We start from the raw sequence: 22,972 nt of genomic DNA, 5'->3' as shown, positions 1-22,972 counted from the left end.
TTTTTAAAAAGAATCAGAAGACCACTGAAAACGCCAATTACATAGTTATTGGTGTTTTTTTACTCTCAAAGACTATTGGCAACGTTGTAACACTTGAAAACCTCACCAAAATAGTCTATACTTTTTGTTAGCTTATAAACTAACAAAAGAGGTGGCACATGGGATATTTTGATTATTCAAGAGAACCAAGAAGCGATATCGCTTTTATCGATATGAAGTCGTTTTACGCTAGCGTCGAATGTGTTGAGAGAGGACTACATCCTTTAAAGACTTCTTTATGTGTTATGAGTAGAGCTGATAACTCTGCAGGTCTTATCCTTGCTTCTTCACCGATATTTAAGAAAGTGTTTGGAAAATCAAATGTTGGAAGAGCATACGATCTCCCTTTTGATGTTCAAACAAGAAGGTTCTCGTATTACAATGCCAAGAGACAAGGACTGAGAACAGATCCAGAATACGTGAGATTCATTGAAGATTGGGCAAAAGTGACTTTCATCGTTCCTCCTAGAATGGACGAATATATCTCAGTTAATATGGAAATCCAAGGCATTTTTCAAAACTATGGTAGCCCAAATGATATTTACCCTTATTCTATAGACGAGGGTTTTATCGACCTGTCTAGTTCTCTTAATTACTTCGTTCCAGATAAGCAGTTATCTCGAAAGCAAAAGCTCGACCTTATTTCTGCGAGGATCCAAAGGGACATCTGGAGACAAACTGGCATCTATTCAACCGTTGGTATGTCCAATGCTAACCCTTTACTAGCTAAACTAGCACTTGATAATGAAGCAAAGAAAACTTCAACCATGAGAGCTAACTGGTCCTATGAGGATGTGGAGAATAAGGTCTGGTCTATTCCTAAGATGACTGATTTCTGGGGTATAGGTAAAAGAATGGAGAAACGCTTCAACACGTTAGATATCCACTCAATCAAAGACTTGGCAAATGCTAACCCAGATATCTTGAAGAAAGAACTAGGAGAAGCGGGCCTTCGTTTATGGTTTCATGCTAATGGTATTGATGAAAGTAACGTTCATAAACCCTATAAACCAAAATCAAAAGGTCTAGGCAACTCCCAGGTTCTCCCTAGAGACTATTTTAGACAACGAGATATTGAAATTGTCCTTAGAGAGATGGCCGAACAAGTTGCTATCCGACTGAGAAAGATAGGCAAGAAAGCGACTGTTGTTTCAATACACCTTGGCTACTCTAAGCATGAGAACAAGCGTTCTATCAATACCCAAATGAAAATTGAACCAACGAATAACACCGACATGCTGACAAACTATGTGTTGAAATTATTCCATAATAAATACACTTCAGGGGCAATCCGAAGTGTAGCGGTTAATTATTCTGGGTTTGTAGATGAATCTTTTGGATTAATCTCACTATTCGATGATGTCGAACAAATTGAAAAAGAAGAAAGGCTCCAGACAGCAATAGATTCTATCAGAGACCAATTTGGCTTTACCTCTCTGCTAAAAGCTAATGCACTTGACGGGGCATCAAGAAGTATTGCCAGAAGTAGGCTCATCGGAGGACATTCTGCTGGAGGATTGGATGGTTTAAAATGATTGATCGTTCTTATTTACCATTTCAAGCAGCAAGAGAATACCAGGATCCAGGGATGCAAAAGTGGATGGGATTCTTTCTGTCCGAGCATACCTCATCATTACATGCTGCTAAATATCGTGTTGACTTCACAACAGACTTAAGTAAACCTCAAAAACTCTTATTACTTTCTCAACTCTATGCCAACCAACTTAAAGGGCAATTCACTATCAAACATCGTGATAATAAAATTACTTTATTTGGTGAAGTGAGAGAACTGTCTCGTAAGGAAATATCAATAAAGACTAGTGAAGGGTATAGATTAGTTCAACTCGATAATATCCTTCAAATTGCACCAACTCTAAGAAGTTAGAAAAATAATTTACTGAGAATGAGTAAAAAGTCAAAGTTTTTTTAAAAAAACATTGACTTTATTTATTTTTCTGATATATTAAGTGTGATAATTTATATTTCTAAAAATTATATAATGTTGCCCTGGAGGTTTATTTTGTCTATTAATAAGTTTTCTAAATATGGAATTGTTTTAGTTGCAGCAATTACTCTTGCAACTGCTGTGCAAACTCAATTCGGTCAGTCATCTACAAAGGTATATGCTGAAGAAACAGCTAGTGATGCTAACTATAATGATTGGCGTATGTTCTATGTTTATTCGGCAGATTATCCCGATAAACCTGATAGTGGTAGTATGTCAGGTCGGGTTATTAAACCTAGCGAACCATACGTTGTAGATGAGAACTTTCGTAACCCTGGAACATATAGTCATTATGACGTATTCGATGACACCGGCAAACATTACAATGTCGGCGATATTATAACTGTCAATGATCCTTTAGTAAATCACAAGAACGAGGAAGATAATAGACTATATTACTACTATTATCCTCTAAACTCTGATAATACAAGTGAAGCACCTGCGAACAGCACAACGCCGGCTACTAGTGAGGCGCCTGCGGTTAGCACAACGCCGGCTACTAGTGAAAATCCAATATCTGATAACGATCCTAGTCTTAATCGCATGTTATACCTTAATTATTCAGCATCAGATGACCCTACAATCAGCTGGCTCACTGGTAACGTAGTTACCCCTAAAGGATATACTGTAATGCCAGGTGACGAGCTGGAAGGGTACCCATACTACACAATTACTGGATCTAATGGTAAGAAGTATTCGGTTGGAGATATTATCACAACGGAAGAACCAGGGTTATTTGGCCATGCCAACTATGAGGATGATGCCCTATATTATCGTTATTATAGAACTAACCCTAATTCAGTAAGTGAAGCACCTGCAGTCAGCACAACGCCTGCTACTAGTGAAGCACCTGCAGTTAGCACAACACCTGCTACTAGTGAAGCACCTGCAGTTAGCACAACACCTGCTACAAGTGAAGCACCTGCAGTTAGCACAACACCTGCTACAAGTGAAGCACCTGCGGTCAGCACAACACCTGCTACAAGTGAAGCACCTGCGGTTAGCACAACACCTGCTACTAGTGAAGCACCTGCAGTTAGCACAACACCTGCTACAAGTGAAGCACCTGCAGTTAGCACAACACCTGCTACAAGTGAAGCACCTGCGGTCAGCACAACACCTGCTACAAGTCTAGTGCCTTCAAAAAACATTCATTCCATGAATTCTGTCACTTCTCCATTTACACAAACACGTAATGCAGGAATTAAATCGGAAGCTGATGGAAAATTGACAAGTCACGATTTACCAAAAACAGGAGATACAAACTCTAAAGTTGGTATGCTAGGTATGGTTTTGGTAGGACTTGGTTTGACAAGCTTCGTTTATAAAGGGCGTCACAGACGTTCATAATAAACAATGACTAGAGGCAAACTTAAAGAACGAGACCATTGAAACAGTCGTCTTTAAATTTTAAATAATAACGAAAAACGAGGAATCTACTCTTATTTAAGAAGATTCCTCGTTTTTTCTAACTTATCATAAACCGTGTTAACAATTTATAGTCTTCATTACCATATACATAGTTTATCTATTAACTATATATCGTGTATAATGTATTAACCATTAAATGATTTATAAATCACTCAAAGCTTCCTTAGTTGTCTCTGCAGCTACGTGTGCATATACCTCTACCATTGCAGTCCCCTTGTGTCCCAATTGTTGGGAGACTAGGAGGCTGTCTTTTGTTTGCTCATATAGACGTGTCGCAAGTGTGTGTCGCAATTTGTGAGGAGTAGTGGGTTTACCATAGGCGGTAGATAACTTCTTCACCAATAGCTCGACAGAACGTGTTCCAAGCCTTGCAGGCACTTTATTCTGAGTTGTTAAGAAGAATGCTTTATCTGAATCACTTGCTGAGTAGCGTCCCTTCCTAATTTCTAAGTATCGCTCGATATAAGGTAGTCCAAATGGAGCGATATTTACAACGTCCTTTTTCCCACCTTTTCGAATGACTGTAATTGTTCTTGTGGCTAGATTGACATCTTGCATATCTAGGTTCACTAATTCAGATAACCGGACTCCAGTAGAGAGTAGAAGTGCTATGACAGCAAGATCACGCTCTTTATTTTTGACAAAGGATACCTGGGCACGTTTTGAGATTTTCTTTTCATGCTCATTATCGATATAGTCCAAGAAAGACTGTGTATCATTTAAAAAGAGTTTTTCTTTCATGTTATCAGCACGACTTGCCAAGGTATCTTTAGGTTTCTTGATTTTGACCTTAACCATGACATTTCGGTAAAAATAAGGCTCACCCTCGTCATCCTCAGTCTCTTGAGTAAGATACTTAAACAAACTTGAGAGAGCATCCTTAGTCCGAACAATGCTGACTTCAGAGATTGAACGACGCTCAGTATTTTCACGAAGATAGACAAAATAGGCTTCGATAACAGACTTTGGTAAATGGGCCAGCTCATCAATATGAACATCGGCAATCGTATCATAATCTGCATATCGTACAGTTTCACCCAATTTCTCATGATCACTAATCAACCATTCAAAAAATCGTCTATATTCCTTTAAGTACTCATACAGTGTCTTATAGCTATATGGAATAACGAGCTTTGCTTGATAATATTCCTTAACATACCAAGGCATAATCTCAAGCAACTCGTTTATATTTTTCATTAGTGTTTCTTGTTTCATATTAGCCTCAAATCTAACAATTTTCTTGTTAGTAGTAGTTTATCATAGCTAACATGTGTATTCAACAAATAACTGTTTTCCGAATAGACGTCAGCAGCTTTTTAAATTGTAAGTTTATCTGGAGCTAGGCATGTATCTGAGAGCCAAAAAAAGAGCCGTTAAAATAGGCTCAACAGACAATTATGGCTCTATAATTTCTGTAGTGGGTAAAACCACTGTAGAGATTATAGAGCTTTTTAAGTGTACACAAAAAGTCCCATAAGAACTATAATGAAAAGCGACCAAACCATCATTAGGAAGAACTTATGAGACTTATTAAGAATACCACAGAATTAATCGGAATTAAAGACCAAAATATCAAGATTTCACTTGTTTTTGAAACTGACACTCATATAGAGATTCAAGCAAAACTTGATTACCCTGCACCATCATGTCCTCACTGCCAAGGAAAGATGATCAAATATGACTTTCAAAAGCCTTCTAAAATCCCTCTTCTCGAGCAAACGGGAACTCCAACACTACTACGTCTGAAGAAACGTCGCTTTCAGTGTAAAAGTTGTAGACGAGTCACGGTAGCTGAGACATCAATCGTTGAGAAAAACTGCCAAATCTCCAATCTAGTCCGACAAAAGGTTGCACAACTCCTAACTGAGAAGGTCTCACTAACTGATATTGCCAGAAGACTTCGTGTGTCGACGTCCACTGTCTATCGTAAGCTTGACCAGTTCACTTTCAAAGAACATTATGACAAACTTCCAGCTGTTATGTCCTGGGATGAGTTTGGGTTCAAGAAAGGGGAATTGGCTTTTGTGGCGCAGAATTATGAGACAAACGAACTCATAACCATCCTTGATAATCGTCGCCAAACCTCTATACGAAACTACTTTTTAAAGTATCCATTAAAAGCTCGCCAACAGGTGCAGTTTATCACGATGGATATGTCTGGAGCTTATATTCCACTTGCCAAAAGACTTTTTCCAAACGCTAAAATCGTTCTTGATCGTTTCCACATTATCCAGCACCTTGGTCGTGCCTTTTTAAAGACAAGAATTGCGATTATGAACCAGTTCGATAAGAAGTCACTACCCTATCGAGCCTTGAAAAATCATTGGCGACTCTTCCAAAAGGACAGCCGTAAGTTATCTCTCAACTCTTTTTATTCAAAGACATTCCACCAAACCTTAAGTCCACATGAAGTTGTTGGGAAAACACTAGACTTTTCAGAAGAGCTTACCGACTACTATACACTTTATCAGATCTTACTTTTTCATTTTCAGGAGAAGAGAGTAGCTGAGTTCTTTGAGCTGATAGAGGAAAATAGGAGCAAGGTTAATCATTATTTTCAAACTGTCTTTAGGACTTTTCTTAGACACAAGCAATACATCAAAAACGCACTAGAAACGGACTATTCAAATGCAAAACTTGAAGCGACTAACAAGTTGATCAAAGACATCAAACGTCTAGGATTTGGTTTTAGAAACTTCATCAACTTTAGGAAGCGGATCTTAATCACTCTGAACATAAAAAAAGAGAAGACCTATCAGGTCCTCTCTAGATGTTAGCTTTTCGTCACCCACTACAGTTGACAAAGAGCCACAATTATGCTACACAAAGATTACTAGATGCTGATACATCACTGCGACTTATATTCTGCGGTTGAATAACGATTTCTCCAATATTATCTTTAAATTTAAGTTCGAAACTTGGTTCAGAGATTACTTCATCAATGGTACGGCATGTTGTTACATACCAACCTAGCAAAGCCTTGGCTGATGTATCACCATTTTCTGCAATGTCAATCATTTCATTTTTCAATAGTTCAGAAATCGTACTATCATCTTCTCCGACACGTCTCATTGATTTTTTAAGGATCTCTGTCTTACTAAAATCAATATTTTTAAAGGATTTTACTATCCCATAAAAAGTAGGATGGGTGTCGGCTAATTCCTTATTTTGAATTAAATAATATGTTAGATATGAGTCATGTAGCTGTCCCAAAATTTCAAAAGTCGTTTGCTGATTCTTTCTTTTCTCTGTCAAAAAAACAAACGTTAAGATTGATAGCACTGTAAAGAAAATAGCGATAACCATAATATTTTCCTCCCTACTCTGTCCTTTCAAGCATTGCTACTATCTTATCCTCGAGTTTTTCATTTCTAGCTTGAGATTGCTCTAATTGTTCACTCAACTGTTGGTTTTGTTTCTGTAGCTGTTCGTTACTGGTGGTCATATTTTGAAATAATCCGTTATAGTGTTCCGATAAGGCCTTAGAACTCTTTCTTAAACTAGAAGAAGAATTCATGTAAAAAACTACCCCCATAATAAAGAGAATAATAACGACACCTAGTGGCATACTAAAACCAAAAAAATCAGTTAATCGTTCCCAAACCACTTCTGGAACTTTTTCCATACAACCTCCAATATCTATTTTTATTATATCATACTTGTCAAGCCCCTATATATTGTGTTGGTAAACACTTATAAGACACAATATGTAGAACTTTAAATTTTTAACGTCTCTCCTCTGTACCGAAACATTCTAATATTCTTCCTTGATTTTATAACTGAAATCTCAAAGTAAAAATAATTTATCTGGTTCATGGCCATAGTTATCAAAATATCATCAATCAGAAATGTTAACGGAATATTCAATGCTGAATAACGTTGAAAATCCTCTTCAAATCAGATATAGTCTTCAGAAAAATAATCTATTTGTAGTTTATTTTCATAAAGGTCTTTGCTTAGTTACTTTTGAATTGCATCGCTTCGTCGCTCTGCACAAAATCTCGTTGAGCATCTGTTAATTCCTCAAGCTCATCACAACCAATAAGTCCGAAGACTTCCATACCATCTTTAGTACTTACGATGTATGCCTCAAGTTCCCTGGCTTTGTCAACGTCTGACACTAAGTAAATGTTTTTTTTAGTCATTACTTCATCGGCCATTTTTATCTCCTTCAACCCTTTAATATTGTTTAATCTTCCCCTATTTTATCATGTTGGGCCCTGAAGGCGTATAATGGATCAAAATCTGAATCAAGTTTATTGTTGTCGTCAGTTTGTTCAGTCATCTTAGCATTTAAACTATTTTCCATCCTCCCAATACAATCCATTACCTTCCTTATCATTGTAAGGGTTTCAGAAGTAATTTTCAAGACCTCACTTGAATTTTCATTGTTTTTAATTGTATCTGAGCTTTTCATTTTCTGCTTAAGACGTTCTTCAATTTCGTCTAAACGTAGCTCTTTCATACTTTGTTGAGGTTCTGCAGTGGCTGATACTGGCTCTAAAGGTTTTATGCTTTCAACCGTCAAATCTTCAATTTTTGTGACGTTCATAATAACCTTAGCACGTGCTTCTTCTTTTCCATTATGACCTGGTATATAGATATAGTTGTTGCTACCAAAAAAAGATTGTTGGGTAATATCATTTTTAGCTAAACACTCAAATAAAGAATCGTGTCCCTCTACTAAACTGTTAGCAAAATAAATATTTCTCATGTCTCGGAAAAGTTGGGTATTGAAAATAAATGGCCTGTTCTTAGGGAAATTATTGACGTGAGGAGAATGGAAAAAATGCTCTGTTGATAGGTAATGTACGTAAGGGACCTTGCTGAGTAGCTGAGACAAAGTATTCGTATCCATCTGAGCCTGCTCATCAAAGAGAAAGATGTCTGTAATGTGGCTTGTTGGAGACGTGACTAACTCAATATCCTTTTTTAAATAGCCCGCTAGCAGAACGGCATGTTTTTTCTCATCCTCTAGGTCTGCTTGATTGTGGGTAATCGTAATCTTAGCTTTATCTTCTAAATACGATAGAGCATTCCAAGAGATATGGGACTTAAACCCCATAATAGCGACTCTGTGGTCTTTAGATTTTGCAAAGTTAGTCAGCTTATGAAAAAAGGGAGAGGCTTCAAAAGGAGATAGGACGTAGGGATCAATATAGATATTAAGCATCAGTATCACCTTCTTCTTGATTTAACTCTTCTAGTTCAGAGTCTTTGATTAGTGGACGCTCATTAAACGCTTCATTCATTCTAAAAGGCATGTATTTAGCCACGCGACTACCATCAGTTGTATTTTGACTTCTGATAACAACAAGAGACTTGTCAATTCCTTCTTCAGCAGCAAGCTCTAGGTTGAGGAAAATAATGTTATTAAGGTTCTTATAGCCACCATTTTCAATAAGCATATACTTGTCTTCAATTTCTTGAATGTCGTCAAAATTATCAACGATAATCAGTAGATAACGTTTGTTGCCTTCTTCATCTAAACCCTCCTCGAAACGTCCAAAGTGTTTAAAGACATTGAGCAATTTATCAAGATCGCTGGTATCACCAACGTTAGTAATATAAGGATACACATCAAAAAGATTCTTTGTACCGTCATCTTCCTTTTTATTGAGAGCTAACTGACCGATAAAAAGATATCTAGGAACATGGACTGTATACGTACGCTCTTTCTTCTTCGCCTTTTTGGATTGTAATTCTGATTTTCGTTTCTCCATACCAGAAAGAGGACTTGTCCCCTCACTCTTTTCTTGTGTCTTTGTCACTGTATACGTGAACTTCTCCAGGTTTGACGTAGGAACAAAATAGGCATAGTTTTGATTAAATTTGAAGTTCTGATAGGCATCTACGACCTTCCAGTATCGAATAGGAGAGTAGTTATCTTCTTCCCGAAGGATATCTTTCCATTTATAAGTGAAGTTTCTAGTGATCTTATTTGCTAGTAAGAGCAACATTGTTCCATGACTGTAAATAGAATAGCTTGTCGCAAGAGCCCCTGGAGTATCTTCACGTTCGAACTCCCACTCTTGAACTAAGTAAAACTCTCTGAGTCGTTTGAGATGTGGTTTGATTTTAGGAATCGGTAAACCAAACTCCCTTGAAATTTGTAGTAGTTGAACATTTCGGAAAGTAGCTATAAATAGTAGGATATCCATATCTAACTGGTTTAGTTGCTTACTAATTAACTCATAATCCGTTTCTTGACTATAGTTGATTTGAATGATGTAATCTTCTTGAAGTTGCAAATGGAAAGGAAAGTCATTGTTTGGGTAAACTTGTTTCAGTAATGGTGTCGAGGCATACTTCTTATAATAGTCGTCCGAAAATCGAGAGACAGTATTCAATGTTGCTTTTCCATCGATTGTTCTTACCCCAAAACGGCGTAGTCTTTCATTGAATTTCTTAACGAAGTCTTGATAGGCTTCCAGTGCTTCAGCAGAAGGCTTTTCTCCTGTTTCAGATAATCGGACTGTCCCATCAGGCAAGAGTGTGACTTCTTCCCCATTAAATTTTTTCTTCGGATAAAGTGGAAGATTGATTTTCTTAGCAATATTTTGTAACCATTTTTTATTACCTGGTATTCTTGTCATTTGTCTAGTCCTTCTCTTCAATTTTTTGGAACCATTATACTAAAACTCATATACCTTCTATAACCCAGTGACACCCACCTTGTTTATGAAGACACAAAAAAAGGATATGTTTTTATATCCTTTTCCCCTTTATTCATTCTATATTTAATTCTAAAATCTACTTAAACACAACACTTTCTGAGTTGTACAATAGTTTACCGCTAGAGAAACGAAGTTGAGAACTCCTTAAAAATCTTTTTTCAATCACTTCATCTACTGCAGCATCGTCAAAATGGATAACTTCTCCGACTTTTTTCAAACATCCCGCTTCACTGGAATCAAGTAAGCTGAAGATTTTAGCTAAATCTGGAACTTCTCCGACACCAGCATATTTAAACAATTCGGCTAGAGGAATGTAATTAGTGAGTGTCTTCAATGGTAAATTCTGAATGTATTCCCTGCAACCTTTCATGAAGGCTAATTTTTTTACTTCATTTTGTTGCCGGTTATTTGTCAAACTGGAGATCCTGACTTGGACTTCTTTAGAAGCTAGCTTATTTTGTCCCGCAAGTAACATATCAAATAACATATATTGATAGTACGTTGATATCACGTCTTTAGCTATGGCTTTAGCTTCAGTCTCTGATTTTCCCTCTTCGATTAGTTTTCTCCAGAGTTTATCAGAAATATCTCTGGTTGCCTGATAAAACCACGGTGATCCAAATTTCTTATATCGAGTAATTGCAAATGGCCCTTCCGAGTCAATCATATACTCAATAATGGTTCGGCATAGGTCATCATTAAATACCTGGATGAACGATTCTAGCTTTTCTTCTAGGTCTTCTAAAGTGATTTTTTTAGGGTTCGTGATTGCTGTTGTCATTGTCCCTCCCTTATCTTCCATCATAAAACGCTGCGTAATATTTTAGATGCCAAAGATTAGTAATTAGTGCTATCTTATTCCTAAAATATCGTCAGTAGAAACACCAAAGTATTCAGCTAAGGCTACAACGTTTTCCATACGAATATTAGCTCCATTTTCCCATTTGTCGATAGTCCCTGCATCAACATTAAGATTATGAGCTAACGCTTTCTTTGAGAGCTTCTTTCGTCGTCTCAATTCTGAAATAATATTTCCCATGTATATATATAACCTGCCTAATCAATATAGTCCTGAAATGATTTTACTATTTTTATGGCAAACAATCAAGAAAATTTTATAATTAAATTACACCTAACTCATATTACTTTAACTAAAAAGCTATGATTTTCTACTAAAACGTGGGTTTGTTTTAATTATAACTTAGTGTTAAATTAGTAATTATTTCATTTTCATTCAGTGTGACTCAGTCTTATATAGCTATTTTATACAGTCTATAAAGTCTTTTGAATACTGTTATTTCTACATTTGTTTATTGTTTCTAAAACTGCTATAATAATTTTGATTATAAAAAATTATAATTTTTTTAGGAAGATGTTATAGGGATAATACATGAAAGAGTGTAAGGATAGTAATAATTTAATGGGGGAAATGTTTACTGACCGATTAATTAAACTCCGACAAGCTAGAGGTTGGACTAAAAAGGAATTTAGTGCCAAAATAGGGAAAACACAACAAACTGTTGGAAAGTGGGAAAATGGAAGTAATGCCCCTACATTTAAAGATCTTGTGAAGTTAGTTGGATTATTTGGGGTGACGTCAGACTACTTACTAGGATTATCGGACTCACCAAGCAAGTATGCTTACCCACCAATTAACGACAATAAGCAAGAGCAAGTAGAGGAAATGTTTAAGGAGCTTGATGAAGGAAACCAAGACGCGACTGTTGATTTCATAGAAAATCGATTAGATAATCAGCATATCTCTAAAGAAATCAAAGAAAATGACCATAGAAAACAAATAGTTAAACAAGATCAACGACCAACCAAAAGAGTTAGTATTTATGCTAAAGTAGATGCACAAGGGTTTGAAGTATCAGAGGTCCCAGTTGACTGTCTCGACTACCCTGTTCCTATTCCGGTACATGATATTGCGTTTAAGGTTGTTGGTGATTCCTTGGAACCTAGTTTCTTCGATGATGAAGTAATGTTTGTCATGAAAGACTCCATCCTTCGAACAGGTGATATCTGCATCGTGCAGCTAAAGAGTAAGTACCACGTAATGAAGGTAAGTCAAAATATAGATAATGGTGACATTCTTCTTAACTCGTTAAATTCTAACGAGGCACCTATCACCTTGTCAGAAAAGGATGATTTCAGCATTTTTGGCAAGATTGTACTTATGTAAGGTTAGTCATAATGATTCATTTTGATTACATAATCAATAAGTAAAAAGGCAACCCCAATGGAGTTGCCATAAACTGCAAGTATCTAACTTACAGGAATAAAAGAAAGTACCTTCATTTTACGGCTCTATAATTTCTGTAGTGGGTAAAACCACTGTAGAGATTATAGAGCTTTTTGAGTGTACACAACTTATTTTACACTACCGCTTTTAAATTCATATTACTTTGTAAATAATAATTTAATATTACTTTTTATATGCAATCATTACACCAACTGGTGCAAGACCTCCATTTACCAATTTCATTTCAGCTACTGAAAATCCATATTCATGGATAAATTCTTCAAATTGCTTTTTATCCCATTCTTTATACATCTTAAACCCTACAATAGACATCAGCCGTTTTTTGAATTTACTTTGTTTTTCCTCTTTCCATAAAAAAGTGGGAGCAAACAAAGTACCATTAGGTTTTAATACCCTATATATTTCTTTCATTGCCTTGTCAGGCTCGGGCATAATATGAAGTGCATTAGCTATTACTACACAATCAAATTTCTCATCTGTATAAATCAATGAAGTAGCATCAGCTATTTCAAAGACAAGGTTCTCGTATTCTCCATGTTTTCTTGCTTCAAAAATCATTTGTTTAGAAAAATCAGTTGCAATCCAACTTTTCGTATATTTTGAAAGGTTAAAGGATAATTGACCTGAACCACAAGCAAGTTCAAGTACATTCATATCCTTACTCAAATAGGGGTTTATGTATCCGCAAACTTTATCATAAACACCTTTATCCTTCTTCATAAAAGGAGCATACAACTTGGCGAATTTATCCCAAAATTTTTTGTTACTCTTATCACTCACCAGCAAAACTCTTCCCAACAACAAATTTTAAACTCTCTCCGCTTTTAGCATTTCACATTATTCCTTAAAGATGAAAGCTAATTGCAAGTTAGTCTAAATTAACTAATAATATTTTACCATTTTTAAGTCATTTTTTCTATGCTCGCTTTTCATAGCACTTGACAGTTGCCTATAAAATTAAAGTAAACATCGACTTGTTGTTTTCTATCTTTTCCTTTTCTTCCCCCTGTTGCTTCATGGACTACTACTTTTTCTATATACTCATTTATCATTGGTACTGTCAGTTTATCAATATCTGTATATTTCGAATTGACTTAAATTGTTTATTCTGATAAAATTGTGGTAGAAAAAAAGAAGTTGAGCAGTCACTCAACTTCCATGTAGAGCCGTTTAAAAGACGGTGGCTAGTTTTAAACGAAAATAATCCGTCTTACTTCGCCAAAAGTGGGGACGGATTATTTTTTGTCATCGTCTTTAAAGAGTTTGTAGCATAATCCAATTAGAGCGATAGTAAAACTACCAAAGCCTAGAATGGTTTGCACAATCTCGAACGCTGTCAAAACGGCTCTCCTCTCTACTAGATTTTGAATGTTTGCCCATAGGCATCACTCCTCTCTAATAATTGAAAGCCACCGTCTATCACTTTTCTACATATAAGAGTATATCAAATCCATATAATAAAAGCTATCTATAAAAGTCTGGCTCCTTCCATTGTGAAAAGAGCTGTTTTTTATTTTCAAATAAACTTTCAACTATGACAAAATATTCTTCTATTAGGTTATTTTTCATCCTTCAAGAAATTATTTTAAATATTTAAGTATCGTTGTTATTCACAACTTGCTCAATAAAATTGTTCACCAAGAAACAATCGACATCCCTCCCTAATGCACGCAAGAGTAACTCCTGCGTTTTTCTGCATTAATATTCCACAGTTTACCCATCTACCTTGGGAGATGATACATAGATAAACTATCTAAGAAGTAATATAGCACAATATAATCTAAATGACAATCGTCATACAATCTAATTATATTATTTTCTCATATGCATAGTAATTATTTAGCCACTTAAATTTAATTATCAATTCATCATCAGAATCTAAAATGCTGTTAAATTACTAAATATGAACAGCTTTGAGGCATCCCTAATTACAATTTTACTTGTCTCAAAAAATTTTTAGCTTAATCTGAAATGTTATCTTACCTAAGTTGAGAATTTGACTTTTAACAAAACTTGTTGAAAAATTCTAACCGCACTGTTATAATCTCAGTAGTAGACACATACATCAAACTATGAATTAATCTTCCCTTTGTCTCTAATTAGCTTCTATCATAGAGACTTCACTCTAACATTCTTATTTACATAATACTCTTGTATGAACGTCTACTGCTAACTAGGGTTCCCCCCTAGTTTTTATTTTGTTCTAAACAAATATCTTGCCTGTAAGCTGGTACACTAGACTTAAACCAACTCACTTTAAATACTGGAAAAACGATTAGATAATCAGCATATCTCTAAAGAAATCAGAGAAAAAGACCATAGAAAACAACTAGTTGGACAAGATGAACGACCAACCAAAAGAGTCAGTATTTATGCTAGAGCCAACGCACATGGATTTGAACTATCAGAGGTTCCAGTTGACTGCCTTGACTATCCTGTTCCTATTCCGGTACATGATATTGCGTTTAAGGTTGTTGGTGATTCCTTGGAACCTAGTTTCTTCGATGATGAAGTAATATTTGTCATGAAAGACTCCGTCCTTCGAACAGGCGATATCTGCATCGTGCAGCTAAAGTGTCAGTACCACGTAATGAAGGTGAGTCAAAATAGAGATAATGGTGACATTCTTCTAAACTCACTAAATTCTAGCAAGGTACCAAATACCCTTTCTGAAAAGGACGACTTCACCATCTTTGGTAAGGTTGTATTTATGTAGCATTGGTTTTATTGCGATTATAACTATTGCTCAATGAACAATAAAAAGACTAACCTATGGTTAATCTCAGACTAAAAAAGAAGCTCTCGGAAGTTTTTCTTCTAAGGGCTTCTTTTGCATTATAAGAGTAAAAAGTTTCTGTTCTATTCGGCTTTACCAGTGAAATTATAAACATAATTATCGTCTTTAGCACTTGAATCAAGTTCATTGATTTTAATTTCTTTACCTCCATCACTTAAAATAGCTACATAAATATTTGAACTGTTCTTATTATACTTCGTATTGAATTTAAAGAAAAATCCCTAATTGTCAAGTCAAGTGCAACAAAAAAACTCATAGCGTTTCATTGGTGTAAACTGTAAGTAACCACACAAACAGAACCCGAGGAAAAACTATGAGCTACTCCCATCTTACCATAACCGACCGAATAAAGATAGAAACCTACTTGGAATTAGGTTTGAAACCTTGCCAAATTACAAATAAACTTGGCGTCCATAAGTCTACTATTTCAAGAGAGTTAAGACGATACCAAAATGGTTATTCCGCAGCCTTAGCACAGGAACAGTATGACCACAGGGCTAAGCAAAAAGGTCGGAAGTCTCGTTTGACACCAAAGTTGAAAAAGGAAATTGAGGACGGTTTAAAATCCTCCTGATCGCCGGAACAGATTTGTGGCCGCTATCAGCTTGAACAAAAGGCAATGGTAGCTTTTAAAACTATCTATAACTGGCTCTATGCTGGTTTGATTGATCTGGATTTAAGCGTCCTTCGTCGTAAAGGAAAAACTCGACAACCCAAAGAAACACGTGGAACCTTTAGGATTGGTACGTCGATTGCCAAACGTCCTAAAGAGGTCAGGAATCGTGAGACCTTTGGTCACTGGGAGAGCGATACTGTGGTGTCTTCCAGAGGCAAAAGCAAGGGCTGTTTAGCGACCTTTCTAGAGCGAAAAACGCACTTTTACCTAGCTTTCAAGATACCAGACAGAACAGCCAAATCCATGTTTTCAGCCATCGAACAACTTTGTAAGCTATTTCCAAAAGAGGCTCTTAAAACCTTCACTTCAGATAGGGAAATATCAATACCAAACGCTTTAACACTTGTTTCTCCAGGTTGAACAAGGGTTACTTGACGTTTGTCTTCCAAAAAGTCATCTTCCTCAAGGGATGTTGATAAACCACTCCAAGACTCCAAAGTAATGGAAGGACTCTTATTGTACTTATCACTTCTTATTTGGAAGGCAATAGCTTAGTACGAAGGTTAGAGGTAATACAAAAAAACAACTATAAAAATTAATTTACAATTTTTATAGTTGTTAAGTTTTAAATCAACCTTAAACAATAAATCAAAGTCTTATTGCAATCAGCTATTTATCCGTAGTTTTAACACATAAAAACAAGCTAATTGAACTTTGTTTTTTACACGTCACACTAAGATTGGAGGCATTGCACAACGTTGCTTTTTCAGTAGAAATCAACGTTTGTAAAGATAGTATTTTCTTCATTTGATTCCTCCTATAAAACTAAGATAAAAAATGAAAAGTAATTTAATTTTAGAGACTAGCAAACAAACCAGCTAGCATGGCTACTATTTTTACAATTCATACTTTTTGATGATTTAGCCATCAATTTAGTATTTTCTTTTACTTTAAGTTGTTGTAAAGATAAGATATTTTTCATTTCTGTTCTCCTTCATTATTTAAGAATAAGTGACTCTGTATAAATCTATTGTAAAAGAATTAATTTCACTTAATAAATTAGAAAAATCGAATACCCAATATGTTAGTGAATATTGTAATTATTGAATATTATTTTCATATCGGAAAGTAATTTCACCTCATTTCAGGGTAGTGATAGCGCTTTCTTCTTACATATTATATCATATCTTTTTTAAATTTGGAAAGTAAAATAAAAAATTACCTCATCGAGTTATTTTTCATATTAAGTTCCACATTATCTTCAAAATCGGAAGTTAACATGAATCGTGTTTTGTGGTGGTATCAAGTCTGAAGCTTTTCTGCTAGAGAAGAAGCTATGAAATATAAACACTTAACTCTTTCAGATAGAGTGGATATCCATATAGAACGACTTTCAAAAACATTGGGCAGTATAAGCGCCTACAGCTATTTCAAAGAGCGTTAAGAGGCCCATTCTACTAAAGGATAAGGTGGTTGTCACCCACTCAATAAGGCACCGGCACCCCATGTCTATAAAGTTATCCTTGGTATGATTTTTGAAAAAAGTTCTATTACGCCCAAATAACCCCAAAAAACATCTCTTAGCCAAGACTGTTTCTGAGAAATGGACAAGATTCTAAAGATATCGAGAAAGGTCACTCTTACCGACCTAGGACACAACCTCACCCAAAGTAGCTTCCTTGCGCACCACTATCCTACTTTTTTATTTGCTTCGCTTGTAAACGGATCAACTGTCTCAAGCAAGGTCAGTTGGTCAGCTACCCTGTCATCTTGCAATTGATTTTGTATATATTCTGCAATCACTTTTTGATTGCGACCATAATAAGTAACCACTACACCAAAATTTTCTGTTCCCTTATTTGTATTTAAAATTCACACATTTGCCAAAAATCATCAATCAACTTTTACCTTTTAAGTAGCCCATAAAACCTAAAACACTTAATTTGGATGATATACTGACTAATATGCGAATATAATCTGAACAAGCATTAGCTTCATGTATGATAACACCTTTTCGTTCACACAAATCTCAAATTATTATGACCGATACTTGCTTTATATCGTCCATTAATAATTTGGCCATGATATTTTGGGGCAAAAATCTATATTAACATAATTAACAAAATCGCTTTAAATCTTTTATTAAAAAACATTGATGTCAATTGATATCATATGATTTCTTATTGTTAAAATTTGAGAAAATCAGTAAGATTTTGATTTTTCCTGTCTCTTCCAGAAAAAAATAACAACCACCCATCAATCGTGCATCTTGTAAAAGGCTATAAACCAGTCAGCACTTGCCTAGTCAACTGAAAATTGTAAAAGCATTAGCATTTCAGTTAGTAAAAACCGAATGATATATTTCCTATAAAACTCAGAAATTGTCTATCATTCGATTTTATGTTTGTACTTTTCTTCACAGCAAATATTATATGAATAATATTTGCTGTGACTGACTTTTTCAATTACCTCTAGCACCTAGTGTTTTTTTCTCCTGCGGAATAAAACGGACTAAAATCACTAAAATAGAGTAGAGGCCAACTTGTAGCGCCTCTACTACCACCGTACATGTCGTTCGGCATACGACTGCTCAACTAAACTTTGGCAAGAACACTTTAGATTTCCTCATCTACCTATATCTGATTTTGTTTGTAGAGCCACAATTTTGCTATCACTTCCCCTCTCCTCAAGATCACAATCGTCAAACTTAGGAGTCTCTATTGGGTTATTTGTTTCGCCCGTAACAAGTGAACCGTGGGAATTTCACCACAGATGTACGACATGACGTCGTACACAAAAGCACTATAAGCGAAATATTCGCCATAGTACTACTACCCCCCTAGTTATGACTACAAACTAGTTTTTTGTTCTATAAACTAATAAAATACTCTTTGAATAATCTGAATTAAATTTTAATGAAGTAATATTATTTGACTCTATATCAAGTTTTTTAACCGAAAAATAAGTTTTATTTTTATAACGAATATTGAAATCATCGTAGGAATCAGTTTTAACATCTTCGAAATTTTTATTATCCAAACTAAAATCTGAATTCTTTATTGACTCAATATTCTCTTTAGTACTAATTACATAAATAACCCCATCAAAATCAGTAAATGATGCTTTTAGAGTCTCCCCTTCTTTTTGTTCCGTAATATAAGTTATACCTAAATTATCTGTATCATCTTTGGATATTTGTTGTTCTATTTCTTGTGTAACATCTTTTACTGTTTCATTTATACTACATGAAACTAGCATAATGCTTGCAAGAGTAAAGATCATACATAATATTACTTTTTTAATCTTCATGGTTTTCACTCCTAACATACTCTAAAATATCACCAGGTTGACAATCAAGTGCTCTACATATTCGTAAGAGTGTAGTGAAACGTATGCCTTTTGCTTTTCCCGTTTTCAAAATTGATAGATTTGCCTCTGTGATATTTATTCTTTTTGCAACTTCTTTAGATGTAAGTTTCTTTTCTTTAATTAACTTTTCTAAATTTATTTGTATCTTATCCATTACATTAAATAAAGTCCTCATTTTCTTTTTGAATATTTTTTCCTTTTTCCAATACGATAATCAATATAGCGTTAAATAATATGAATACAGTATGTACCACGTAATTTTTCAACGAAAAATCAAATACTTCACTAACATTTTCTACACTTAAATAGTTGAATATTAGATTAATCAATAATTGAATAGCAGTCACCAAAACTAGAAATATCATCGATCTTTTTAATTTTTTAAGATTCTCACCACTAAAAAATTGACCCTTACTGAAACCAAATAACAACTTACTCCAAATTTTTAATAACTGGATAATAAAAACAAAAATTATAATCAACAATATAAGAATAACTAATGGAAAAATTATTGGAACATCAATAATGGAATCACCATAGTCAAATGTAAACATCCAATGACTTCTCTGTCCCCCAAATAAAACTCCTACTATTCCTAAAAATAACAGGAAATTTATTCCCCAAACAGGATACCTCATTAGAGACAAGAGATGACTTGTTATTTTTAATATTTTTTTCATGTTAAACACCTCAATTATTGCCTTACAATAATTCTTTCTTCGATATTATTGTAAGACAATAATATTTTTTTGTCAATAATTTTAAAAAATTGGCTATTTATTCGTAAGTATTCAATAACAAGGTGTAACAGGCTCTATAATTTCTGTAGTGGGTAAAACCACTGTAGAGATTATAGAGCTTTTTGAATGCAGACAAAAAGTCCCATAAGAACTATAATGAAAAGCAACCAAACCATCATTAGGAAGAACTTATGAGACTTATTAAGAATACCACAGAATTAATCGGAATTAAAGACCCTAACATCATTATTTCTCTTGTTTTTGAAACTGATACTCATATCGAAATTCATGCAAAACTGGATTCCCCTGCACCATCATGTCCTCACTGCCAAGGAAAGTTGATCACATATGACTTTCAAAAGCCTTCTAAAATTTCTCTCCTTGAACAAGCTGGAACACCTACACTATTACGTCTTAAAAAGCGTCGTTTCCAGTGTAAAAGTTGTAGGAGAGTCACGGTAGCTAAGACATCAATCGTTGAGAAAAACTGCCAAATCTCCAATCTAGTCCGGCAAAAAGTTGCACAGCTCCTTACTGAAAAGGTGTCACTAACAGATATTGCCAGAAGACTTCGTGTATCAACGTCCACTGTCTATCGTAAGCTTGACTAGTTTACTTTCAAGGAGCATTATGACAAGCTCCCAGCTGTTATGTCTTGGGATGAGTTTGGGTTCAAGAAAGGTGAACTCGCTTTTGTGGCACAAAACTATGAGACCAACAAACTCATAACCATCCTTGATAATCGCCGTCAAACCACTATTCGAAACCACTTTTTGAAGTATCCATTGAAGGTTCGCCAAAAAGTGCAGTTTATTACAATGGATATGTCAGGAGCCTATATCCCACTAGCTCGTAGACTTTTCCCAAATGCCGAAATCATTATTGATCGTTTCCACATCATCCAACACCTTGGTCGAGCCTTTTTGAAGACAAGAATTGCCATTATGAATCAGTTTGATAAGAAGTCACTACCCTACCGAGCCTTGAAAAATCACTGGAGACTCTTCCAAAAGGATAGCCGTAAGTTATCTTGTAACTCATTTCACTCAAAGACCTTTTGTCAAACTTTAAGTCAAATGAAGTCACCGTGAAGATATTGGACTTTTCAAAAGAGCTCGCTAATGACTATAACCTCTACAAGTTTTTGCTTTTTTATTTTCAGAAAAAAGAATTGATGAGTTTTTTGAACTCATAGAGGAGAATATAAGTAAGGTCAATCACTACTTTCAAACTGTCTTTAGAACCTTTCTTAGACACAAACAATACATCAAAAACGCACTAGAAACACATTACTCAAATGCAAAATTGGAGGGCACCAATAAGCTTATCAAAGACATCAAACGTCTGGGATTCGGTTTTAGAAACTTTATTAACTTTAGGAAGCGTGTTTTCATCACTCTGAATATAAAAAACATACTAAGATTAGTAGTGAAGAAATCTCCGACGGGAGTGAGTACTCACTACTTTTTCTTTGTGTTAAAGTAGAGGTGTCTTGTTAAGTCGTGGCTTCTTTTGGCGCTAGACGCCGTATAAAAAACTGGCAAGACACCTGTTTTAGATGGAATTTTATCAAAGTATGTTGGACGCTAGACGTCGAGTATTGAAAATGAAATCACTAAAATAAGGAATCGTTCAAGACAAAGAGGTAAACATAATGCGGACAGTATTTGGAATTGATGTGAGTAAAGCAAGCTCAGAAGTTGCTATTTTTGTGAATGGTGAAAGGGTTCACGGTTATACTATGTCTAATGACATTATCGGATTTTCTCGTCTACTGAAGGACCTAAAGACCGTGAGTAACCCCGAAATTATTTCCGAAGCTACTGGTGTCTACTCTCGCCGACTTCAGGCTTTTCTAGAAGAAAACAGCTATGACTATACACGTCTTAATCCTTTGGAAGCTAAAAAGCAACTTGATAGCTTACGAGTCCGGAAAACCGATAAAATTGACGCAGAGAAACTAGCTTCGTCACAATTCGTTTTAAACCGTAAGCCAACTTATGTTCAAGAAAAAGTCTATCAAAACTTGCATGATCTTAGCCGGTTCTACCAAAATCTGACAGAGGATATCGTAAGGACGAAGAATAGGCTGCACAAAGTTCTTCAAGTCGCCTTCCCAGAAATCGGGATTCTACTATCTACTCCTGCAGGTGAGCAGTATTGGAATCTCGTGTCCATCTTCCCAACAAAGCATTGGGTGCTGGAATTATCGGAAGTTGAGTTGAAAGAGACTATTCGCCAGTCAACCTCTAAACGCATTTCAGAGAACAGAGTAGATAACTTGGCTGAGAAGTTAGTTGGACTGGCAAAGCAATCTTATTCTGCCATTTCAAAAACCTCTCCTATAATAGAAGAGGTTAAGTATAATGCACAGGAACTTATAAGGTTGACAAACCGTCGGGAACAAGTTTTAGAACAGTTGATAGAGTTAGCTAAACCTCTACCTGAATATGAGATTCTTCTCTCTATTCCTGGCATCGCAGAGACAACGGCTACAAGCGTTATTGGTGAATTAGGAGACATTCGTCGCTTTACGTCTGCTAATCAAATCAACGCTTTTATCGGTATTGATCTCAAACACTATGAATCGGGAGATTTCCTAGGTCAAGAGCATATTACTAAGCGTGGGAATCCTTATGCAAAAAAATTCTGTACAAATGTATTCACAATATCGCTTCAGCTAGCCATACCAATCCCTGCCATATCGCAGATTTCTATGAGAAACGAAAAAGACAATCGACAATAGCTTCAACTAAGCCACATACGATTGCCTCTATACATCGTCTCATTCGAACAATGTATTACCTCATTACGCATAACAAACTTTACGATTACTCTTTGACCCAAAATCGATAAGGCTGTCTATGCCGTATTATTGTAACACCTTGTTTCAAAAAATACCAGATAAGGTGTCGTTTTTATATGCTCAAATGTCAGAAAAAACGGCTTGAACTATTCCTCAATAAATTCCCTTCATACACTTTCATAAATAATGTTGAATCAGAAACCGTATTATACTTGACAAATGGTAG

Annotated in this window: 20 protein-coding genes and 8 pseudogenes; 9 read left to right on the top strand and 19 right to left on the bottom strand. The window is 35.4% G+C overall.

The features are described 5' to 3' along the window. Positions 1–158: 158 nt before the first annotated feature. The 3 genes from V471_RS10730 (at position 159) to V471_RS10720 (ending at position 3,394) form a co-directional block, all read left to right on the top strand. Positions 159–1,574, top strand: coding sequence for a Y-family DNA polymerase (locus tag V471_RS10730; protein WP_084871576.1), 1,416 nt, complete (start codon positions 159–161; stop codon positions 1,572–1,574). Beyond that, positions 1,571–1,924 carry a hypothetical protein gene (locus V471_RS10725; RefSeq protein ID WP_073950054.1) on the top strand — a complete coding sequence of 118 codons (354 nt, stop codon included), beginning with the start codon at positions 1,571–1,573 and terminating at the stop codon, positions 1,922–1,924. The genes V471_RS10730 and V471_RS10725 overlap by 4 nt, the downstream gene beginning before the upstream one ends. Positions 1,925–2,059: 135 nt before the next feature. Further along, positions 2,060–3,394 (top strand): LPXTG cell wall anchor domain-containing protein, encoded by a 1,335-nt coding sequence (locus V471_RS10720; protein WP_198166471.1) that lies wholly within the window; start codon positions 2,060–2,062, stop codon positions 3,392–3,394. Between the two features lie 222 nt (positions 3,395–3,616). Here the strand turns inward: V471_RS10720 and xerS are convergent, their stop codons facing one another. Next, positions 3,617–4,690, bottom strand: a complete 1,074-nt coding sequence (xerS, locus tag V471_RS10715; protein WP_084871574.1) for a tyrosine recombinase XerS — start codon at positions 4,688–4,690, stop codon at positions 3,617–3,619. Positions 4,691–4,995: 305 nt separating this feature from the next. Between xerS and V471_RS10710 the strand changes: the two are divergent. Continuing rightward, positions 4,996–6,245: pseudogene (locus V471_RS10710) on the top strand (ISL3 family transposase). Between the two features lie 44 nt (positions 6,246–6,289). Here the strand turns inward: V471_RS10710 and V471_RS10705 are convergent. The 8 genes and pseudogenes from V471_RS10705 to V471_RS10670 form a co-directional block, all read right to left on the bottom strand. Beyond that, complete coding sequence (locus V471_RS10705) at positions 6,290–6,781, bottom strand: hypothetical protein (RefSeq protein ID WP_084871573.1); 492 nt, start codon at positions 6,779–6,781, stop codon at positions 6,290–6,292. Positions 6,782–6,794: 13 nt separating this feature from the next. Next, positions 6,795–7,100 carry a tropomyosin gene (locus V471_RS10700; protein ID WP_084871572.1) on the bottom strand — a complete coding sequence of 102 codons (306 nt, stop codon included), beginning with the start codon at positions 7,098–7,100 and terminating at the stop codon, positions 6,795–6,797. A 92-nt stretch (positions 7,101–7,192) separates the two neighbouring features. Continuing rightward, a pseudogene (locus V471_RS11275) lies at positions 7,193–7,402 on the bottom strand (DUF5960 family protein). Between the two features lie 29 nt (positions 7,403–7,431). Then, complete coding sequence (locus V471_RS10690; protein WP_084871571.1) at positions 7,432–7,635, bottom strand: hypothetical protein; 204 nt, start codon at positions 7,633–7,635, stop codon at positions 7,432–7,434. A 29-nt stretch (positions 7,636–7,664) separates the two neighbouring features. Beyond that, positions 7,665–8,648 (bottom strand): hypothetical protein, encoded by a 984-nt coding sequence (locus V471_RS10685; RefSeq protein ID WP_084871570.1) that lies wholly within the window; start codon positions 8,646–8,648, stop codon positions 7,665–7,667. After that, a complete protein-coding gene (locus V471_RS10680; protein WP_084871569.1) occupies positions 8,641–10,071 on the bottom strand; it encodes a hypothetical protein in 1,431 nt (476 codons plus the stop codon). Before V471_RS10680 ends, V471_RS10685 begins: the two co-directional genes overlap by 8 nt. A gap of 157 nt (positions 10,072–10,228) precedes the next feature. Next, positions 10,229–10,933, bottom strand: a complete 705-nt coding sequence (locus V471_RS10675; protein ID WP_232326850.1) for a hypothetical protein — start codon at positions 10,931–10,933, stop codon at positions 10,229–10,231. A 69-nt stretch (positions 10,934–11,002) separates the two neighbouring features. Continuing rightward, positions 11,003–11,191, bottom strand: coding sequence for a helix-turn-helix domain-containing protein (locus tag V471_RS10670; RefSeq protein ID WP_070439336.1), 189 nt, complete (start codon positions 11,189–11,191; stop codon positions 11,003–11,005). Positions 11,192–11,542: 351 nt separating this feature from the next. Between V471_RS10670 and V471_RS10665 the strand changes: the two genes are divergently transcribed. After that, entirely contained in the window at positions 11,543–12,337 is a 795-nt protein-coding gene (locus V471_RS10665; RefSeq protein WP_084871567.1) for a helix-turn-helix domain-containing protein, read from the top strand. Between the two features lie 243 nt (positions 12,338–12,580). Here V471_RS10665 and V471_RS10660 read toward each other — a convergent pair whose 3' ends face one another. The 3 genes and pseudogenes from V471_RS10660 to V471_RS11400 form a co-directional block, all read right to left on the bottom strand. Further along, positions 12,581–13,198 (bottom strand): class I SAM-dependent methyltransferase, encoded by a 618-nt coding sequence (locus V471_RS10660; protein ID WP_002886378.1) that lies wholly within the window; start codon positions 13,196–13,198, stop codon positions 12,581–12,583. Between the two features lie 149 nt (positions 13,199–13,347). Beyond that, a pseudogene (locus V471_RS10655) lies at positions 13,348–13,503 on the bottom strand (DUF4368 domain-containing protein); the annotation flags it as partial. A gap of 150 nt (positions 13,504–13,653) precedes the next feature. Further along, positions 13,654–13,788 (bottom strand): putative holin-like toxin, encoded by a 135-nt coding sequence (locus V471_RS11400; protein WP_105291367.1) that lies wholly within the window; start codon positions 13,786–13,788, stop codon positions 13,654–13,656. A gap of 1,115 nt (positions 13,789–14,903) precedes the next feature. Between V471_RS11400 and V471_RS11270 the strand changes: the two genes are divergently transcribed. Both V471_RS11270 and V471_RS10640 read left to right on the top strand, forming a co-directional pair. After that, the gene (locus V471_RS11270; RefSeq protein WP_232326849.1) at positions 14,904–15,134 is read left to right on the top strand and encodes a S24 family peptidase; all 231 of its coding nucleotides are present in this window, start codon (positions 14,904–14,906) and stop codon (positions 15,132–15,134) included. Between the two features lie 394 nt (positions 15,135–15,528). Beyond that, positions 15,529–16,206, top strand: a pseudogene (locus V471_RS10640) (IS30 family transposase); the annotation flags it as partial. 2 nt (positions 16,207–16,208) lie between these two features. Here V471_RS10640 and V471_RS11155 read toward each other — a convergent pair. The 7 genes and pseudogenes from V471_RS11155 to V471_RS10615 all read right to left on the bottom strand — a co-directional run. Continuing rightward, positions 16,209–16,349: pseudogene (locus V471_RS11155) on the bottom strand (aldose 1-epimerase family protein); the annotation flags it as partial. Positions 16,350–16,500: 151 nt separating this feature from the next. Continuing rightward, on the bottom strand, positions 16,501–16,638 hold the full coding sequence (locus tag V471_RS11455) for a class III lanthipeptide (protein WP_198166470.1): 138 nt from the start codon (positions 16,636–16,638) through the stop codon (positions 16,501–16,503). Between the two features lie 55 nt (positions 16,639–16,693). Then, positions 16,694–16,813, bottom strand: a complete 120-nt coding sequence (locus V471_RS11145) for a class III lanthipeptide (protein ID WP_198166469.1) — start codon at positions 16,811–16,813, stop codon at positions 16,694–16,696. A 707-nt stretch (positions 16,814–17,520) separates the two neighbouring features. Then, positions 17,521–17,933: pseudogene (tnpA, locus tag V471_RS10630) on the bottom strand (IS200/IS605 family transposase). 754 nt (positions 17,934–18,687) lie between these two features. Further along, complete coding sequence (locus V471_RS10625; protein ID WP_084871565.1) at positions 18,688–19,140, bottom strand: hypothetical protein; 453 nt, start codon at positions 19,138–19,140, stop codon at positions 18,688–18,690. Next, entirely contained in the window at positions 19,130–19,354 is a 225-nt protein-coding gene (locus tag V471_RS10620; protein WP_157108268.1) for a helix-turn-helix domain-containing protein, read from the bottom strand. Before V471_RS10620 ends, V471_RS10625 begins: the two co-directional genes overlap by 11 nt. A gap of 4 nt (positions 19,355–19,358) precedes the next feature. After that, the gene (locus tag V471_RS10615; protein WP_084871563.1) at positions 19,359–19,880 is read right to left on the bottom strand and encodes a DUF2975 domain-containing protein; all 522 of its coding nucleotides are present in this window, start codon (positions 19,878–19,880) and stop codon (positions 19,359–19,361) included. A 251-nt stretch (positions 19,881–20,131) separates the two neighbouring features. Between V471_RS10615 and V471_RS10610 the strand changes: the two are divergent. Both V471_RS10610 and V471_RS10605 read left to right on the top strand, forming a co-directional pair. After that, positions 20,132–21,425 (top strand): annotated as a pseudogene (locus tag V471_RS10610) (ISL3 family transposase). A gap of 169 nt (positions 21,426–21,594) precedes the next feature. Beyond that, a pseudogene (locus tag V471_RS10605) lies at positions 21,595–22,796 on the top strand (IS110 family RNA-guided transposase). The last annotated feature ends 176 nt before the right edge of the window (positions 22,797–22,972 follow it).

The organism is Streptococcus salivarius (assembly GCF_002094975.1).
GTDB classification, from domain to species: domain Bacteria; phylum Bacillota; class Bacilli; order Lactobacillales; family Streptococcaceae; genus Streptococcus; species Streptococcus salivarius_D.
Note: the sequence above shows the minus strand (reverse complement) of the source record. Positions and strands in the feature narration are given on the sequence as shown.

Bases quoted from the DNA above. Each gene is read 5' to 3' on its own strand.
- V471_RS10685 (WP_084871570.1), bottom strand. From the start codon at position 8,648: ATGCTTAATATCTATATTGATCCCTACGTCCTATCTCCTTTTGAAGCC.
- V471_RS10680 (WP_084871569.1), bottom strand. From the start codon at position 10,071: ATGACAAGAATACCAGGTAATAAAAAATGGTTACAAAATATTGCTAAG.
- V471_RS10620 (WP_157108268.1), bottom strand. From the start codon at position 19,354: ATGGATAAGATACAAATAAATTTAGAAAAGTTAATTAAAGAAAAGAAA.
- V471_RS10625 (WP_084871565.1), bottom strand. From the start codon at position 19,140: ATGAAGATTAAAAAAGTAATATTATGTATGATCTTTACTCTTGCAAGC.
- V471_RS11455 (WP_198166470.1), bottom strand. From the start codon at position 16,638: ATGAAGAAAATACTATCTTTACAAACGTTGATTTCTACTGAAAAAGCA.
- V471_RS10665 (WP_084871567.1), top strand. From the start codon at position 11,543: ATGAAAGAGTGTAAGGATAGTAATAATTTAATGGGGGAAATGTTTACT.
- V471_RS10675 (WP_232326850.1), bottom strand. From the start codon at position 10,933: ATGACAACAGCAATCACGAACCCTAAAAAAATCACTTTAGAAGACCTA.
- V471_RS10730 (WP_084871576.1), top strand. From the start codon at position 159: ATGGGATATTTTGATTATTCAAGAGAACCAAGAAGCGATATCGCTTTT.
- V471_RS10705 (WP_084871573.1), bottom strand. From the start codon at position 6,781: ATGGTTATCGCTATTTTCTTTACAGTGCTATCAATCTTAACGTTTGTT.
- V471_RS11145 (WP_198166469.1), bottom strand. From the start codon at position 16,813: ATGAAAAATATCTTATCTTTACAACAACTTAAAGTAAAAGAAAATACT.
- xerS (WP_084871574.1), bottom strand. From the start codon at position 4,690: ATGAAACAAGAAACACTAATGAAAAATATAAACGAGTTGCTTGAGATT.
- V471_RS10670 (WP_070439336.1), bottom strand. From the start codon at position 11,191: ATGGGAAATATTATTTCAGAATTGAGACGACGAAAGAAGCTCTCAAAG.
- V471_RS10690 (WP_084871571.1), bottom strand. From the start codon at position 7,635: ATGGCCGATGAAGTAATGACTAAAAAAAACATTTACTTAGTGTCAGAC.
- V471_RS10615 (WP_084871563.1), bottom strand. From the start codon at position 19,880: ATGAAAAAAATATTAAAAATAACAAGTCATCTCTTGTCTCTAATGAGG.
- V471_RS10725 (WP_073950054.1), top strand. From the start codon at position 1,571: ATGATTGATCGTTCTTATTTACCATTTCAAGCAGCAAGAGAATACCAG.
- V471_RS10700 (WP_084871572.1), bottom strand. From the start codon at position 7,100: ATGGAAAAAGTTCCAGAAGTGGTTTGGGAACGATTAACTGATTTTTTT.